15 protein-coding genes are annotated in these 15,748 nt (G+C 57.5%); 4 read left to right on the top strand and 11 right to left on the bottom strand.

The window, feature by feature from the left end; translation table 11 throughout:
- Positions 1–122 precede the first annotated feature (122 nt).
- Both AC0B60_RS19570 and AC0B60_RS19575 read right to left on the bottom strand, forming a co-directional pair.
- The gene (locus tag AC0B60_RS19570; protein WP_465087555.1) at positions 123–395 is read right to left on the bottom strand and encodes a Txe/YoeB family addiction module toxin; all 273 of its coding nucleotides are present in this window, start codon (positions 393–395) and stop codon (positions 123–125) included.
- Positions 376–648, bottom strand: a complete 273-nt coding sequence (locus AC0B60_RS19575; RefSeq protein WP_465087556.1) for a type II toxin-antitoxin system Phd/YefM family antitoxin — start codon at positions 646–648, stop codon at positions 376–378. Before AC0B60_RS19575 ends, AC0B60_RS19570 begins: the two co-directional genes overlap by 20 nt.
- A gap of 382 nt (positions 649–1,030) precedes the next feature.
- On the opposite strand from AC0B60_RS19575, the gene AC0B60_RS19580 reads away from it, so the two are divergent.
- On the top strand, positions 1,031–2,542 hold the full coding sequence (locus tag AC0B60_RS19580) for a bifunctional diguanylate cyclase/phosphodiesterase (RefSeq protein ID WP_465087557.1): 1,512 nt from the start codon (positions 1,031–1,033) through the stop codon (positions 2,540–2,542).
- Between the two features lie 24 nt (positions 2,543–2,566).
- Here AC0B60_RS19580 and AC0B60_RS19585 read toward each other — a convergent pair whose 3' ends face one another.
- A complete protein-coding gene (locus tag AC0B60_RS19585) occupies positions 2,567–3,646 on the bottom strand; it encodes a GGDEF domain-containing protein (RefSeq protein ID WP_465087558.1) in 1,080 nt (359 codons plus the stop codon).
- Positions 3,647–3,886: 240 nt separating this feature from the next.
- On the opposite strand from AC0B60_RS19585, the gene AC0B60_RS19590 reads away from it, so the two are divergent.
- The 3 genes from AC0B60_RS19590 to AC0B60_RS19600 are packed head-to-tail and all read left to right on the top strand — an operon-like array spanning position 3,887 to position 7,923.
- Complete coding sequence (locus tag AC0B60_RS19590; RefSeq protein ID WP_465087559.1) at positions 3,887–4,555, top strand: ABC transporter ATP-binding protein; 669 nt, start codon at positions 3,887–3,889, stop codon at positions 4,553–4,555.
- A gap of 3 nt (positions 4,556–4,558) precedes the next feature.
- Positions 4,559–6,826 (top strand): FtsX-like permease family protein, encoded by a 2,268-nt coding sequence (locus AC0B60_RS19595; protein ID WP_465087560.1) that lies wholly within the window; start codon positions 4,559–4,561, stop codon positions 6,824–6,826.
- Positions 6,823–7,923, top strand: a complete 1,101-nt coding sequence (locus AC0B60_RS19600; RefSeq protein ID WP_465087561.1) for a lipocalin-like domain-containing protein — start codon at positions 6,823–6,825, stop codon at positions 7,921–7,923. The genes AC0B60_RS19595 and AC0B60_RS19600 overlap by 4 nt, the downstream gene beginning before the upstream one ends.
- 1 nt (position 7,924) lies before the next feature.
- Here AC0B60_RS19600 and AC0B60_RS19605 read toward each other — a convergent pair whose 3' ends face one another.
- From AC0B60_RS19605 to AC0B60_RS19640, 8 genes are all read right to left on the bottom strand, one after another.
- Complete coding sequence (locus AC0B60_RS19605) at positions 7,925–8,650, bottom strand: proteasome-type protease (RefSeq protein WP_465087562.1); 726 nt, start codon at positions 8,648–8,650, stop codon at positions 7,925–7,927.
- Between the two features lie 92 nt (positions 8,651–8,742).
- On the bottom strand, positions 8,743–9,528 hold the full coding sequence (locus AC0B60_RS19610; protein ID WP_465087563.1) for a transglutaminase family protein: 786 nt from the start codon (positions 9,526–9,528) through the stop codon (positions 8,743–8,745).
- On the bottom strand, positions 9,525–10,463 hold the full coding sequence (locus AC0B60_RS19615) for an alpha-E domain-containing protein (protein WP_465087564.1): 939 nt from the start codon (positions 10,461–10,463) through the stop codon (positions 9,525–9,527). Before AC0B60_RS19615 ends, AC0B60_RS19610 begins: the two co-directional genes overlap by 4 nt.
- On the bottom strand, positions 10,457–11,890 hold the full coding sequence (locus AC0B60_RS19620; protein ID WP_465087565.1) for a circularly permuted type 2 ATP-grasp protein: 1,434 nt from the start codon (positions 11,888–11,890) through the stop codon (positions 10,457–10,459). Before AC0B60_RS19620 ends, AC0B60_RS19615 begins: the two co-directional genes overlap by 7 nt.
- Before the next feature lie 213 nt (positions 11,891–12,103).
- Positions 12,104–13,312 (bottom strand): ammonium transporter, encoded by a 1,209-nt coding sequence (locus AC0B60_RS19625; protein ID WP_465087566.1) that lies wholly within the window; start codon positions 13,310–13,312, stop codon positions 12,104–12,106.
- A gap of 223 nt (positions 13,313–13,535) precedes the next feature.
- Positions 13,536–14,453 carry a MotB family protein gene (locus tag AC0B60_RS19630; RefSeq protein ID WP_465087567.1) on the bottom strand — a complete coding sequence of 306 codons (918 nt, stop codon included), beginning with the start codon at positions 14,451–14,453 and terminating at the stop codon, positions 13,536–13,538.
- Between the two features lie 2 nt (positions 14,454–14,455).
- Positions 14,456–15,232, bottom strand: a complete 777-nt coding sequence (pomA, locus tag AC0B60_RS19635; protein WP_465087568.1) for a flagellar motor protein PomA — start codon at positions 15,230–15,232, stop codon at positions 14,456–14,458.
- Positions 15,233–15,296: 64 nt separating this feature from the next.
- The gene (locus tag AC0B60_RS19640; RefSeq protein WP_465087569.1) at positions 15,297–15,716 is read right to left on the bottom strand and encodes a YkvA family protein; all 420 of its coding nucleotides are present in this window, start codon (positions 15,714–15,716) and stop codon (positions 15,297–15,299) included.
- Positions 15,717–15,748 lie beyond the last annotated feature (32 nt).

Raw genomic sequence — 15,748 nt, forward strand, 5'->3', positions numbered from 1 at the left:
AAAGGGCCGAAACTGATGGCTGAACACCGGAATCGTGCTAATCGGCCAGTTGGTGGCCGCGACAAAATTTACAGGAATCAGGCGGTGGGAACAGCTCGAAATCGGGTTTTTCTACAGCCTCGTTAGGACTGGTCGTAGTGTCCTCCAATGGCGAAAACGTAGATGGATTTTTCGTCAAACCGGTATATGAGTCTGTCTTTCTGTGAGATGCGCCGTGACCACAAGCCTGATAAGTTGTGTTTAAGCGGTTCAGGTTTGCCGATGCCAGTTGATGGGTCGTCAGAGCGGAGCAGTTCTTTCAGCAATTTGCAGAGAGCTTTGTGCAGCTTCTTGTCTTTCTCTCGCATCTTTTCATAGGCTTCCCAGGTGTTGCCCTCAAATACCAGTGATCTCATTCATCTGCTCATCATTAGGTGTGTATCCTTGGCCCCGGCTATGAGTATCGAGAGAGGTCGCAATCTGCTGCATCAGGTCTCGGTTCTGAAGAACATGCAGGGTTTCTTGTTCTCTTTCCCAATCCTCAGCACTCATAATCACGAAAGCCTCTCCGGCTCGGCGTGTCACCTTGAGCGGTTCATGCTTGCTAATAACCTGTTCCACAAGGCTTTTCAGGTTATCTCTGAATTTGTTTACACTGATGATATCCATAATTCCACCATTACGTACGGAAACTCCGTACAACTATATCGCAATGGTTCTAACAAGGCCAGTCACGGCGACGCCTACTACATTGCGGCTTCGCCTCCATTCCGCAGCCGCGCATGCTGGCTGGCGTTATGTGTCCGATTAGATCTATCTTAAAGAAGCCGAGTCTTCGGCTCCAACAAATTCACTTCGCTACGTTCACCTCGTTAGGACCATTCACGAGCTGGCAGCGATGCGCGATGGTTTGAGACATGCCGCAGTTTGTTCTGCGCCACAAGGTATCTGATTTCATCTGAGCAGCTACTCGCAGCGCCTGTCACCGTGCTCTACACTTTGATGGAGGGGCCCAGATCGGGTCCTCCAAATCCGGAGTTGCAAATCACCTATGCCGCGATTTGACGATGAAGGGCCGCAGAGCCGGTCTCTGGAGCTGTTTCCAAAGCTGGCTTCAAGCGTGCCCGGGGTGCTGTTTATCTTCCAGCGCAGTGCCGACGGCCAGCGTTTTCGTTACCCTTTCGTGAGTGACCGCGTGAGAAGTCTGTTTGGGCTTGAGCCGGAAGAACTTTTCCGGGACGGCCAGGCTGTATTCTCTGCTATCCATCCAGAGGATGCTGCCGGCGTTGCCTCCAGCCTTGAGGACTCCGCCAGGAAGCTCACTCCCTGGCAGCATCAGGCACGTATGCGACTTGCCAGTGGGGAGTATCACTGGTTTGAGTCAGATACGGTTCCAGAGCAACAGGCTGACGGCAGGGTGCTTTGGTATGGACAGTTTAATGACATCCAGCCATTCAAGAACCTGGAGTTCGTTCTCCGGGATAGTGAAGCCGAGTTCTCATTCCAGGCTGGTTTTCAGAAACTGATTGCCCGGCTGTCGTCAGACTTTATCTCTCGTGGGTTCGGTAACATTGATCAGAGCATTAACCGTGTTCTCGAATCCATTGGTCAGTTTTTTGAGGTCGACAGAGCCTACCTTTACCGCTTCTCTGAGAGGCGGATAACAATGACCAACACGCATGAATGGTCATGCGAGGGTGTCGAACCACTGATCGATACCCAGCAGCAGGTTCCCATCGCCGAGTTTGCCTGGTGGCATCGCCAGGTTGAACAGATGATCCAGGAGAACAGTGTTGTTTTCATTGAAGACGTGGCCGCGCTTCCAGACGAGGCTGGCCCGGAGAAGGCCTTAATGACGGAACAGGGTGTCTGCTCGATGTTCTGTGTGCCGGTGCGAACTTGCGGCATGGTGTCGGGCTTTTTTGGCGTGGATTCCCTGAGTCACAGAGTTTGGCGCGAAGACCAGGCGGATCTGCTGATTATTGTCTCCGGTCTACTGTCCGGCGCTCTTGATCGCCACAGACTGGAGGAGGAGTTGCTCAACCAGTCCATCCGGGACCCGCTGACCGGGCTTCACAACCGCCGCTACCTCTATCCCCGCCTCGACGAAATGATTGCTCTGTGGCATCGGGAGCAACAGCCCTTCGCCTTGGCCATCTTCGATATAGATCACTTCAAGGAGGTCAACGACACTTTTGGCCATCTCGCCGGCGACTATGTGCTCAGGGAGTTTACCAGTGTCTTGTTGGAGCAGACACGCGCCATGGATGTGGTGGCCCGCTACGGCGGTGAGGAATTCGTAGTGCTGTTCTCAGCCACAAGCCCAATAGCGGCGGTGGCGCAGGTCAGCCGAATTCTGGATAAGGTCCGAGCATACAGCTTCCTGTTTGAGGGCAACACGTTATCCATCACAGTGAGCGCGGGTGTTTCGGGAACCTTGTGTGACATGGATGGCGACCTGACAGCGGAAAAGCTGATAGGTGATGCTGATGACAGACTGTATATGGCGAAACAGTCCGGCCGAGACTGTTTTACCGATGCCATGGGCAAGCCGCACCAGTAGCCCAGAGTATCCTGCGCCCCCAATTCAGGCGCCGTTCGTGCCTGATTCCAGTGGTTCCAGAAGGCTAGCGGTTGCCTCCGCCGGGATGATCAGGTTACGGCCCCGGTCCTTTGCTTCGTATAGGCGCTTGTCGGCTTCTCTCACCAATTGGCGCAGGGTCTCGCCGTCTGGCCCGAATTCCGCTACGCCACCACTGAGAGTCAGGCGGACAACGTCATTATTGACGGCCAACGGGGTCGAGGCGACTGCAATACGGATTTTTTCGGCGACCTCCAAGCCTTGCTGGCCGTTGGTATTGGTTAGCAGTATGCCAAACTCTTCCCCTCCCAGGCGTGCCGGCAGGTCTGTTGCGCGCAGGCATTCCCGGAAAATACGGGCGACGTGTTGCAGGGCGAGATCGCCGGTTTCGTGGCCATAGCGGTCATTGACCTCCTTGAAGTGATCCAGGTCCAGCGCAAGTATCGTCATTGGCGTGTTGTAGCGGCGGGCGCGCTGTCGCTCTCGCTCGAATATGTCACTGAGTCTGGCCCGGTTGGCAAGATTGGTGAGTGTGTCGGTTTGGGCGATTTTGAGCAGCTGTCGCTGTGACTGTTCCCGAGTCACTTCGTATACGTGGGAGAACACCAGGATGCACAGAGAGATGACGGCGATGTTGGCGATTGGCAACGCTTGCATCATGGCGGGCTCACTGTGATATCTGAGCAGGAAAATAATGCCGGCGATGCTCATGTAGAACACGGATATAGCCAGCCCGAGCCGACGGCCCATCAGAAGGTGAGAGACGATAGGTATCAGCAGTACCCAGGCGTGTACAGTGGCCGAGGCCCTGGGGATGGCCATGGCGAACATCATGGCGGTGAAGAACGGGATGGCGTAAGCAATGATCCACCGTTCAAGATGCTGTGTATCGCGTACTGCCCTGAAAACAAGAATGGCGTATGCACCCATTGCTAGTTCGACAATGGCCAATGGATAACTGCCTGTGAGCAGGTTGAGGATTGCAAACAGGATGCCCCCGAGCATGGTGAGAACCAGCAACGCCATTAATACCGCCTTGCGATAGGGACGTGCCAGGGCTTTTAGGGGTTCTTTGTAGCTATCCATGGGGCAAGATCTATGGTGGCCCGGTAACTCAATGTATCCGGGCGGTAAAAATATGTAGGTAATGTAAGCACAAGTAAAGTGGGGCGAATTAGATCAGATTTTCAGCAAAAAGTGACGATAATTTAGACTAAAGTCGTAGTATTTCTGTCCGTAAAACGCAATTCGCCAACACCTCGGCCCGGACCCATAAGTACATTCGGGCTGTATAGTGCTCAGAGACACTGTCCAGCGGAGCGCATGATGGGAAGTCCGGTATTGGTCGTTGAAGGGTTATGCAAAGGTTTTATCAGCGGTCGCCAGCGGGTGCCCGTGCTGGCGGATGTGTCCCTGTCGGTTGGTTCGGGGGAGTCCATGGCGGTCGTGGGCCGATCGGGTTCCGGTAAGAGCACCTTGTTGAACCTGTTGTGTGGCCTGCAGGAACTGGATGGCGGATGCATTGAAGTCGCGGGCGAGTCGTTTGACGGTGCTGCGGTCGCGGGCGCTGAAGTGCGCTGGGCCGAACTCCGCCGGCGCACCATTGGCGTGGTGTTCCAGGACGTTAACCTGATGCCCGCCCTTTCGCTGCTGGACAACGTTCGCCTGCGCTCCCATCTGGCCGGCCGTGCTGTTGGCGGCGAGCATGGGTGGCTGGAGCGACTGGGGGTAGGTGCAGAAGCCAATCGTTACCCGGATCAGGTGTCTGGCGGCCAGGCCCAACGTGCGGCGTTGGCCATGGTGTTCGCCATGGCTCCGGCGTTGATTCTGGCAGACGAGCCCACCGGCAGCCTTGATCGTCATACCGCTGATGAGGTGGCGGACTGCCTGTTCACTGTGCAGCGGCAAACCGGCTGTGCCCTGGTGCTTGCTACCCACGATAGGGAACTGGCTTCCCGCTGTGACCATTTGCTTGATCTCAGCACTGCTGGGTGATCAATGATGCTTGCGCGCGCCTTCGTCAGTCACTACCGCCGCCACCCCTTTCAGCTGTTGGCTCTGGCGTTGATGATTGTGTTGGCAACCATGCTGTGGACCGGGGTGACGGTACTGACCGATCAGGCCCGTAACAGTCTGTTCCAGAGCGAGGATGCGGTGGCGGCTCGTGCTCAGGTGATTCGCTCAGATGGGCGACCGGTGGGCGTCGATGACTTTGCTGCCCTGCGTATGGCCGGCGTGTGCGTGGTGCCCTGGTTAGAGGTGCAACGGCCGCCGCCAGAGGGACGGGTGATCGGCATCGACCCGCTGGCGATGGGGTGTTTCGGTGACACTGGCCTCGGCGGCGGCACCGAAACATTGGAGGGTGCGCCTTTCCTCGATATCAGCGAAGCCGCAGAGCTTTCCAGAGAAGGGTACAGCAGCCGGCTATACCTGCTGGCCCGGGACGCGAACAGGGGTTTACCAACTGGCTATACCCTGAGAGAGTTTTCCATGGGCCCTCCTACCGGTGAACTGGCGGACAGTTTCCTGCTGAATCTGGATGCCCTGAGCCTTCTGGTGCTGTTGATTACGGGATTTCTGGTGCGCAGCGTACATCGATTGGGGGTTGCTCAGCGGCACAGCAGCTTTTCCCTGCTGCATCGGTTTGGGGTGTCCCGCCAACGGATAACTCAGTGGCTAGCATTGGAATTGTTGGTACTGACCGGTATCTGCGTTGTGCCGGGTTTATGGTTGGGGGCAAGGCTTGCCGGGATGCTGGGTAGCGGTTTCGGGCAGGCTTTCGACAGCCTGTTTGATGTGGCCGTCTATGCCAGCGCAGCCGGGTCACTGCCTTGGAGGGCTGCCGGCATCATGGTCTTTCTGGTGCTGGCGGCTTGTCTGGTGGATTGGGTGGTTCCAGCGCGGTGGCAGGCTGTGGCTGGCCAGGGTCGGGGGCGAATGATCGCTTTCCTGGTTTTTCTGGTCGGGATGGTGGGTGTCGCTCTGGCTCCCGGCCTGGCCTCGGTTTTTGCTGCGACGGCGATGGTGTTTGCGGGTGTCGGTTGGCTTACCCCTGGATGGTTGGCACTGCTTGTCCAGCGACTTTCCGACTGTACAGGTTCACGAAGAGCCGACCCACTTGTCCGCTGGCGGCAACGGGAACTGGCTGTGATGTTCCGGCACCTGGCGTTGCCGGTGGTGGCACTGCAATTTGCAGTGGCCACGGTGCTGGCGGTGCAGGCGTTGGTGACGACCTTTGAGGATACTTTCGACACATGGCTGGCCCAGCGCCTGGAAGCGGCGTTTTATGTGGAGGTGCCAGCGGGCGCTGACGCCGACTCGGCGGCCGCGCAATTGCGAAGCCTGGACGGCATCGGGCCGTGGCATCGGGTGATCCGTGGGCAGGCAAACATTGCGATGGCGGATTCCGGCAACCAACGCGGCTTTGGCGATGAGCGTATTGCGGTGGACCTGTTTGCCCTGATGCCAATCAGTCATCTGGTGAAAACGTGGACGCTGTTGGCGAGTGTTGATGAGCCTTGGCTGAGGCTTGAATCCGATGGCGTAATGGTTAACGAGCAGTTGGCACGGCGCTATCGGTTTGAGGTGGGCGACACCCTCGGTATTAGCCTGGCCGGGATCAATCGCAATGCAGAAGTGGTGGCCATCTACGCAGACTACGGCCGACCTGCGGGCGAAATTCTGATGGCCGGCTCAGCACTTCCTGCGAATTTCAGAGCCCATTTCCAAAGCTTTTCAGTGATGCCAGGCAGCGTGGCGATGTCCGACATTCGCGAGCGCCTGTCAGACACCTGGCAGACGTCGGAACTGACCATCAGAGACAACGACAGCATCCGTGCCCTGGCGTCGAATGTATTCAGTCAGACGTTCTTGCTTACCCGCGCCATCAGCCTGTTGACCCTGTTTCTGGCGGCAATTGCCCTGTTGATCATGGGGTGGGTCTTTTTCACCACCCGGGTGAAATATTTCCAATTGCTGGGCGTTTGGGGGTTGCCTGCTTCGATGGTCAGGCGCCAGCTTCGGCGCCTGTCGGTGGCGCTGACCCTTGCAGTGACCATCGCCGGGCTGCCGCTGGGCGTGTGGCTGACCTGGGTGCTGGTCGGTCGCATCAATCCGCTGGCCTTTGGCTGGTCACTGCCGATGGACCTGTACCCTCTGTTCTGGTTTGAGCTGGGCCTGGTGGCCGTAGCAACGGGCCTGATGATTGCCCACCTGATGCGCCGGCAGCTTGGTCACACGGAAAGCATAAAACAGGTGGAGCTATGAAAATCCAAGCCAGCGCTCTTGCCGGTGTTTTGGCTATCCTCCTTGCGGGCTGTACGGATTCGGCAAACGACACCGGCTTCGCGGGGCTTGCGCAGCAGACTGGCGAGGTGGAGCAATCGCGATTCCTGCAGCCTGAGCCAGGCGATACCCTGGCCTTTCCCGAAGACTGGGGCCCTCATCCACAACACCGCATTGAATGGTGGTACCTGACCGCTAATCTGAAAACCCGAGACGGCAGGCCGCTGGGATTGCAGTGGACCCAGTTCCGTCAGGCGTTGAAACCGCGACCCGTCAATACAGAACCACCAGAGGCCAGTGCCTGGCCCCTGGATGCGGCGTGGATGGCACACGCAGCCGTGTCGTTCGGGGGCGAACACTGGTTCGACGAGAAGTTGGCCCGGGGTGATTTGGGGCATGCAGGAGCCACGGCAGATCCATTGCAGGTATGGTTGGACGACTGGCGGCTGGTATCGGAACCGGATTCGGGGCGGTGGCGTTTGCAAGTGGACGGCGGTGACTGGCGCTACGACCTGCGCCTGAGCAACATTGGCAAACCGGTGCCCCATGGAAAGAACGGGTTCAGTGCCAAATCCGCCAGTGGCGAGGGCTCGATGTATTTCAGCCTGGTGGATCTGCGCATTGAGGGTACGGTGACCCTTGGCGCTGAAACCCTGGCCGTTTCCGGTAAGGGCTGGTTCGATCGCGAGTGGAGCAGCCAGTTTCTGAAAGCTGGCCAGCAGGGCTGGGACTGGTTCGCCCTGCATCTGGACGACGGCCATAAACTGATGGCGTTTCGCTTGCGGGAAGATCAGGGTGCGTTCGTGTCTGGCAGTTGGATAAACGCCGAAGGCCAGCTTGAATCATTGGACGGAAACGACATCAGCGTGAGCCCGCTCAAATGGGCAGAGTCGCCGCAGGGGAGGGTTCCCGTGGAATGGCGTTTGAAGATGCCGCAGCAGAGCGTGGACATTCACGTTGCCGCACCGCCTGGTGACTATTGGAATGCCGGGCTCTACCCGTATTGGGAAAGCCCGGTGTCAGTGAAAGGTTCCCACGATGGTGTGGGGTATATGGAACTGACCGGTTATGGCGACTGACCTAGCGGATGAGCGGCGGCTGGAGGTCGCTGATCAATTCCTGGATACCCCGGTGCCACTGTTGGCGGAGTTGGTGGAAGTAGTCGTTGTGTTCGTCTACCCGGTCGATGAAGCAGGGTTTTAGTTCATTGTTGCGGTAGATGGCCACATCCAAAGGCATGCCCACCGAGAGGTTGCTTTTCATGGTGGAGTCGAAGGAAACCAGGGCGCACTGGTAGGCCCGATCCAGTGACGACGTATAGTTCACTACGCGGTCGAGGATTGGTTTGCCATATTTGGACTCACCGATCTGAAAATAAGGCGTTTCCTCGGTGGCTTCAATAAAGTTGCCTTCGGGGTAGATGTTGAACAGGCGTGCCTGTTCGCCCTGAATCTGGCCCCCCAGTATCATTGAGCAACTGAAGTCCACATGGTTCACCTTACCTTCGGGATTATCGCGGTGAATAACCTCACGGATGGTCCTGCCCACAACCTCCGCAGTCTCGAACATGGAAACCGTGGAGAACACATTGGGCTCTTCGGAGCCGGCGCGTTTTTCCAGCAGGCTGATCACGCTTTGGCTGGTGGCCAGATTGCCGGCCGATAAAATCACCAGCTCCCGCTTCCCCGGCTGTTCAAAGGTATGCATCTTTCGAAAGGTCGAAATCTGATCAAAGCCCGCGTTGGTGCGGGAGTCGGATGCGAAAACAAGGCCGTCGGCCAGACGCATCGCCACACAATAAGTCATCGGGCTACCCTCGGGTCATACTGAATGCGCTCAGTTTAACCGTTTCTGGGCAGAAAGCATGGGGCGGCGTGTGGAATTTGCACAGCTTTTTGTTACTGGCTCTCTCCCGCCATGGTGACCCAGGCGCGGGTATGCAGGTGCTCCATTCCGCCACCGCTGCGAATGCCCCGTACCGGTGCCGCATCACGGTAATCCAGCCCAGTTGCCAGTTTGATATGGCTTTCAGCAACGTTAAGCAGGTTCACCACATCGAAGGTATGCCAGTTGTGGCCCAGCCAGGCTTCGGCCCAGGCGTGGGTGGCGAGGTGGTCGTCGCTGAAGGTGTGTATGTAACCACTGACATACCGCACCGGCACCCCGATGTGGCGGCAGCAGGAGATGAATACGTGGGTATGGTCCTGGCACACCCCTGCCTTCTGCTGGAAAGCCTCGGCGGCGGTGTGGGTCACAGTGGTGACGCCAGGCGTGAATTCGATATGCTCGAGGATGCGATTCATCATTCGAACCAGACTGCGCTTGTTGGCGGAGAACTGGCTGGCGAAGGCTTTGATGTCTTTGTCAGCGTCAGTCAGTGGGGTGTGGCGCAGGAACACCTCTGGGGGAAAGGGTGAATCATCTTTGGTCAATGGCTTGCCCGTGAGATCAACGACGCCCTCTGCGGTCAGAGTGATTTCCTTCGTGGCTTTGTCCATGGTCATCACAGTGACAACGTTGCCGTAGCCGTCTGTCATCTGGCTGGTTTCGCCGGGGGCACTCAGATGCCACCCCAGTATCTTTTGCTGCGGCGTGTTGCGGGGGGTAAGGCGTAGATACTGGATGCCGTTGTGCATGGGTTGATCGTAGGTATAGGTCGTGTCGTGGCGGATATTCAGCTTCATTGTTTCCACCCCATGTAGTCTTTCTGGATCTGGCCGGCGATGCGCTGGATGCGTTGCAGGAAATCGGTCAGATACTCATTCAGGCCGCGCTCGGCAATGTATTCGCGGTCGCCGTAGCGGATGTTGGCATACAGGCTTGTGGCCAGGCGCCTGGCCCGGCGGGCCTCGCCGCTTTCGATCTCCTCCAGAAGATCCGCGATTTCCTCCAGGCAGGCGTGAAGCGAACGGGGAACATCCGGTTTGAGAATCAGCAGTTCGGCCACATTCATTGGTTCGATATTGTGGCCGTACGTATTCTGGTAGGCCTCAAAGGCGGCCAACGAATGCAGCAGCGCCGTCCATTCGAAGAACGACTGGGTGGGGTGCCCTTCCAGGGATTTGGTGGCCATGTGGTGGCGGATGTTAAGCACACGGGCGGTGGCGTCTGCACGCTCGATGAACGTGCCCAGGAGCAGGAAATGGAAGGCGTCATTACGCAGAAGGGTGCCATAGGCCGCACCACGGAACACGTTTGAACGCTCGCGGGTCCAGTCGAACACCCGGCTAGCATTGGACTCGGTCACCCCTTTTCGGCGCAACTCTTTCAGCTCCATCCACGCCAGATTGATGCTTTCCCATACGTCCGCGGAGAGATTGCCACGCACTTGCAGGGCGTTGTCCCGCGCGCTGCGGATAACGCTGAACACACTGGCAGGGTGGCGGTCATCCAGGAGCAGGAAGTCAATCAGGTTCTGGGGGGTGATTTCCTGGTAGAGCTCATGAAAGACTTCTTGGGTGCCGGTCACCAGCAACGGCACGGACAACTGCTCCTCGCGGTCTTCGGGAACGTCGATCAACGCCATGGTCAGGCTGACGTCCAGCAGCCGGGCCTGGGTTTCCGCCCTTTCGAGGTATCGGGCCATCCAGAACAGACTTGATGCGGCTCGGCTCAGCATTCGTCGCCCTCCAGTACCCAGGTGTCCTTGGTGCCGCCGCCCTGGGACGAATTCACCACCAGCGACCCTTCTTTCAATGCCACTCGGGTCAATCCACCGGGCACCATCTGCACTTTTTTGCCCGAAAGCACAAAAGGTCTCAGGTCCAGGTGTCGTGGTGCGACGCCTTCGTTCACGAAGGTTGGGCAGGTCGACAGGCTCAGGGTGGGCTGAGCGATGTAGTTGTCTGGTCTGGCCTGCAACAGCGATCGGAAATGGTTCAGCTCACTCTTGCTGGCTTTCGGGCCGATCAGCATGCCGTAGCCACCAGCGCCCTGGGTTTCTTTGACCACCAGGTCCGGCAGGTTGTCGAGGATGTACTTGAGGTCTTTTGGTTTACGGCCCTGCCAGGTGGGGACGTTTTTCAGGATCGGCTCTTCTCCCAGGTAGAAGCGAATCATGTCGGGTACGAAGGGATAGATGGCCTTGTCGTCGGCGACGCCGGTGCCCATGGCGTTGGCAAGCACCACATTACCGCTGCGGTAGGCGGCATAGAGCCCGGGAACGCCCAGCATGGAATCCGGGTTTCCGGCTAGTGGGTCAAGAAAATCGTCGTCAATCCGCCGGTAGATGACGTCCACCTGCTGGGGGCCGATGGTGGTCTTCATGTACACCTTGTTGTGGCGTATGAACAGATCAGCGCCCTCCACCAGCTCGACACCCATCTGGCGGGCCAGGAAGGCATGCTCGAAATAGGCGCTGTTGAAGCGGCCGGGGGTGAGTACCACCACGGTGGGGTTGGGATTCAGGGACGCTGCACGCAGGGTTTCACCCAGCAGTGCTGGGTAGTGTTCAACCGGTGCTACCGGCGCCTTGGCAAACAATTCCGGAAACAGGCGCATCATCATGCGTCGGTTTTCCAGCATGTAGGAGACACCGCTGGGGCAGCGAAGGTTGTCTTCCAGCACGTAGAAGTCGCCATCGTTGTGGCGGATCAGATCGATGCCGGCTATGTGGGAATACAGGTTTCGTGGCAGCTTCAGGTTCTGCATGCCAGGCTGGTACTGGGGATTAGCGAACACCTGCTCAGCACTGATAACCCCGGCTCGAATGATGTCGAACTCATGGTAGATATCGAACAGGAAGCGGTTCAGAGCCTGCACCCGCTGGCGTAATCCCGCCTGCAGACGTTGCCAGTCACTGGCGGAGATCACTCGTGGAATCAGATCGAACGGAATGAGCCGTTCGGCCCCCTGGTCTTCGCCATAGACATTAAAGGTAATGCCCAGGCGCTGAAACAGAACGTCTGCCTCGCGGCGCTTTTCGGCTAACAGGGCTTCGTCGGATCTGATCAGCCAGTCCTCCAGCACCCTGCAGCTGGGCCGCACCCGGTTATCCTGATCGAACAGCTCGTCGTAGATACCCTCGGGTGGGGTTTGTATCAACATAACCTTGACCCTCTCCTGAACACGCCACTCACCGGATGTGGGTAGTCGATATCCAGCCATTCCCATGAGTTAAAGGAATAGCAAAAGGCAGGCCACTCTGGCGGCAAACGGTAGGTTTATCACCGGAACGGGTTATTTAAGCAAAGGCCAGGCGGAGGGAGGTGTCAATAAAAAGCATTGCCAGCCGCCAGAAAAGGCGGCTGGCAGGTAGGGTTATTCCAGGGATGTCGCGCCGATTCGATGGATACTGACATCCGCACCGTTGAATTCTTCTTCGTCGGTGAGACGCAGGCCGGAGATGGCGCTGACAATGCCGTAGACGATCAGGCCGCCGACAAAGGCCACCACAACGCCAGCAACCGCGCCGATGACCTGCGACATCAGGCTGACGCCACCGAGGCCCCCGAAGGCTTCCTGGCCAAAGATGCCGGCGGCAATGGCGCCCCAGACGCCGCACACACCGTGTAACGGCCAAACACCGAGTACATCGTCCAGACGTTCGATCCTGTCTTGGGCCCACTCAAACATGTACACGAAGATGGCGCCGGCGATGCCACCGGTAATAAGTGCACCGACGGGGTGCATCAGGTCCGAACCGGCGCACACAGCCACCAGGCCGGCGAGCGGTCCGTTGTGAATGAAGCCCGGGTCTTTGCGGCCCACCAGCATGGCCACCAGAACGCCGCCCACCATGGCCATAAGGCTGTTCACCGCCACCAGGCCGCTGATGCCGTCCAGAGTCTGGGCGGACATCACGTTAAATCCGAACCAGCCAACGGTGAGAATCCAGGCGCCCAGCGCCAGGAACGGGATGTTGGAGGGGGCAAAAGCCACCACTCTGCCGTTGCGGTAGCGGCCGTTACGTGCTCCGAGCAGGAGCACGGCGGCCAGGGCGATCCAGCCGCCCACGGCGTGCACCACAACCGAGCCGGCAAAGTCGTGGAAGGCCGCACCAAACTGGTTCTCCAGCCAGGCCTGGAAGCCGTAGTTGCCGTTCCAGATCATGCCCTCGAAGAAGGGATATACAAACGCCACGATCAGCCCCGAGGCGATGAGCATCGGGTAGAACTTCGCACGCTCGGCGATACCGCCGGAAACAATGGCAGGAATGGCGGCAGCAAAGGTCATCAGGAAGAAGAACTTGACCAGATCATAGCCATTCGCGGCCGTCAGCTCCGAAGCGCCGGCCATAAAATGGCTGCCATAGGCGATGTAGTAACCAATGAAGAAGTAGGCCACGGCGGAGATGCCGAAATCGGTCATGATTTTCACCAGGGCATTCACCTGGTTTTTGTGGCGCACGGTGCCGACTTCCAGGAAGGCGAAGCCAGCGTGCATGGCCAGTACCATGATGGCACCGATCAAAATGAACAGTGTGTTGGCGCTTTCGGTCAGGGTATGTACTGCACTCGTGATATCCACGGGTTGGTTGCTCCTGATTTTATGGTTTTATCCGCCTGTCACGGGCGGGTTGTGCATTGATAGCGTGCACAGCAAGCAAGGAGTGTTCCATTTTGAGGCAAATTCAGAGCGGAGAGTCGATTAGGTGATTTCTTGCTCTGACGTGGGGCGGAATTGCGTTGGAGGTGGGGTGATCGTGCTTTTTAATGGTGCATTAACGGGGGAGGCGCACCATTCTGGCCGCCTACCACAGTAATTCGTCCTGATCGGATTCGTCGGAACTGCGGGAATCCGGTGCAGCGGACGCATCGGCTTCGGGGTTCATGAGTTCCCTTATCCGCATCTCCTGTTCCTCGATCGGCCCGGACAGATCGATAATGATTTCCACCCGGCGGTTTTTGGCACGGTTCTCCGAAGAGGTGTTTGGTACCCGTGGCTCGGTGTACGCGAGACCGGTGACCGCCAGCCGGGCAGGCTTCAGTTTACCCTCGGCGAGGAGCGCATTGGCAACCGCTGCTGCCCGAGCGGCGGACAGGTCCCAGTTGCTGTAGAACCGCTGTGTGCGGATGGGAACATCGTCGGTGTGGCCTTCGATGGTCAGCTTGCCGGGGATCTCCACCAGTATGTCGGCCATTTCCAGCAACAGGCCTTCAAACTCCCAGGTCAGGTCCGCCGAACCGGAGGGAAAAGCCCCCTTCTCCTCAACGCGAACAATGATTCTATGATGATCCTGGGTGAGGTTTACCCGGCCATCTTCGATGGCTGTCTCAAGCACCGATCGAACCTGCTCCAAGGTCTTCTGGAGCTCGTCCTGAATGGCGGATTCCACAGCCACATCCGTAGGGCTCTTCAGGGTTTCCAGTTCGGGCTGTTGGTCGGTGGTTGTCTGTTTGACTTCATTGACGACGGTGGGCTCGGGCGGTGCCGGAGAAAACTTATCGAAAATCGGGCTAGTGCCCATGGGTATTTCCAGGGCGGGCACTTCACGTTGCACACCGAATGCTTTCGACAGTTCGCCAGCAATCTGTTTGAATTTCTGCGCGTCGATTTCCGAGAACGATAGCAGCAGCACAAAGAAACACATCAGCAGCGACATCAGGTCTGCAAAGGTTACTACCCAGGCGGGAATACCCGCTTTTTCCTCTTCCGGTAATTCATCCATGGCTAAACGCCTGCCGTCTCGGCTTCTGAGTTTTTCTCACGTTCTTTCGGCGTCAGGTAACTCGACAGCATCTGCTCGATAACCCGTGGATTGGTGCCTTCCTTTATGGCGACCAGCGCATCAATATAGAGCGATTGCAGACGCGCTTCCTCGGTCATTCTCAGCGAGAGTTTGTCTGCGATGGGGGTGGCGATCATGGTGGCAATCATGGCGCCGTAGAGTGTGGTTAGCAGGGCAACCGCCATGGCGGGTCCGATGGACTTTGGGTCTTCCATATTGGACAGCATCTGCACCAGACCGATGAGTGTGCCGATCATGCCCATGGCGGGGGCCACGTCGGCCATTGCCGTAAAGACTTTTGCGCCAGACCGATTGTGATCCAGCGTCAGTAGGCGCTCTTTGGACAGCAGGTGTTTGATGGTTTCAGCATTCTGGCCATCGACCAGCATCTGTATTCCCTGGCCGAGAAAGGGCGAGCCAACTTCACGCTCTTCCAGGCCAAGAACACCTTGCTTGCGGGCAACATTGGCCACCTCAATCAGTTCATCAATGCTTTCACGGGTGTCCGGCAAGCGGAATTTGAACGCTCGAGCGGCCACTTTGAATGCGCTGAAAAATTGGCTGAAGCTGAATTTCGCCAGCACAACAAGCATGGTGCCACCGACCACGATCAGTATCGAGGGAGGGTTGATGAAGACATCCGGCGATACGCCAAGTATGACGGCAGAAGCAATAAGCAGGATGGCCCCAACGAGGCCGATCAGGGTGGCAAAATCCAAGATAGCTCCAAAAGGTTTTGTGATTCAGAGGGCTTTTGAAGATTAACGGTAGCCCACAATTGAATCAATCGCTATCCGTAAGCGTTTGTGTCTCTGTTTTAAGATCTTTCCACGCCGCGTAACGAAGCAGGTCTGATTCCACCAGGGCCAGGCATGCTGCCACCACGCCGGCGTCGTCCAACAGGCCGAATCCCAGCAGCAGGTCCGGGATTAAATCCAGGGGGTTAAGCACGTAAACGAGGGCGCCGGCTATCGCTGCAATGCTTTTCCAGGGGACTTCACGATAGTTGCCCTGCCAGTAGTCCCTCAGCATGGAAAACATCAGCCGGATGTCGGTGCTGAACCGGCTCAGCTTGCCGCTATTCCTGACTTTGTCTTCGATAGCTTGCTGGCGGTTGAGCAGGGCTCCCACATCTCGGCGGTGAACCTTGTCAGCCTCGTGATTCAACTGTTTGTTTGCCGTGTGCTTGCTAAAACCTGTCATCGGGCTATTCCTATGTGGGATGGCCTTGCAGT

Source organism: Marinobacter sp. V34, assembly GCF_055524115.1.

What these genes read in the sequence shown, in the direction of transcription:
- AC0B60_RS19585 (WP_465087558.1), bottom strand. Translation starts at nt 3,646, where the DNA reads ATGGATAGCTACAAAGAACCCCTAAAAGCCCTGGCACGTCCCTATCGC.
- AC0B60_RS19580 (WP_465087557.1), top strand. Translation starts at nt 1,031, where the DNA reads ATGCCGCGATTTGACGATGAAGGGCCGCAGAGCCGGTCTCTGGAGCTG.
- AC0B60_RS19595 (WP_465087560.1), top strand. Translation starts at nt 4,559, where the DNA reads ATGATGCTTGCGCGCGCCTTCGTCAGTCACTACCGCCGCCACCCCTTT.
- AC0B60_RS19640 (WP_465087569.1), bottom strand. Translation starts at nt 15,716, where the DNA reads ATGACAGGTTTTAGCAAGCACACGGCAAACAAACAGTTGAATCACGAG.
- AC0B60_RS19590 (WP_465087559.1), top strand. Translation starts at nt 3,887, where the DNA reads ATGGGAAGTCCGGTATTGGTCGTTGAAGGGTTATGCAAAGGTTTTATC.
- AC0B60_RS19600 (WP_465087561.1), top strand. Translation starts at nt 6,823, where the DNA reads ATGAAAATCCAAGCCAGCGCTCTTGCCGGTGTTTTGGCTATCCTCCTT.
- AC0B60_RS19615 (WP_465087564.1), bottom strand. Translation starts at nt 10,463, where the DNA reads ATGCTGAGCCGAGCCGCATCAAGTCTGTTCTGGATGGCCCGATACCTC.
- AC0B60_RS19570 (WP_465087555.1), bottom strand. Translation starts at nt 395, where the DNA reads ATGAGATCACTGGTATTTGAGGGCAACACCTGGGAAGCCTATGAAAAG.
- AC0B60_RS19630 (WP_465087567.1), bottom strand. Translation starts at nt 14,453, where the DNA reads ATGGATGAATTACCGGAAGAGGAAAAAGCGGGTATTCCCGCCTGGGTA.
- AC0B60_RS19620 (WP_465087565.1), bottom strand. Translation starts at nt 11,890, where the DNA reads ATGTTGATACAAACCCCACCCGAGGGTATCTACGACGAGCTGTTCGAT.
- AC0B60_RS19610 (WP_465087563.1), bottom strand. Translation starts at nt 9,528, where the DNA reads ATGAAGCTGAATATCCGCCACGACACGACCTATACCTACGATCAACCC.
- AC0B60_RS19575 (WP_465087556.1), bottom strand. Translation starts at nt 648, where the DNA reads ATGGATATCATCAGTGTAAACAAATTCAGAGATAACCTGAAAAGCCTT.
- AC0B60_RS19605 (WP_465087562.1), bottom strand. Translation starts at nt 8,650, where the DNA reads ATGACTTATTGTGTGGCGATGCGTCTGGCCGACGGCCTTGTTTTCGCA.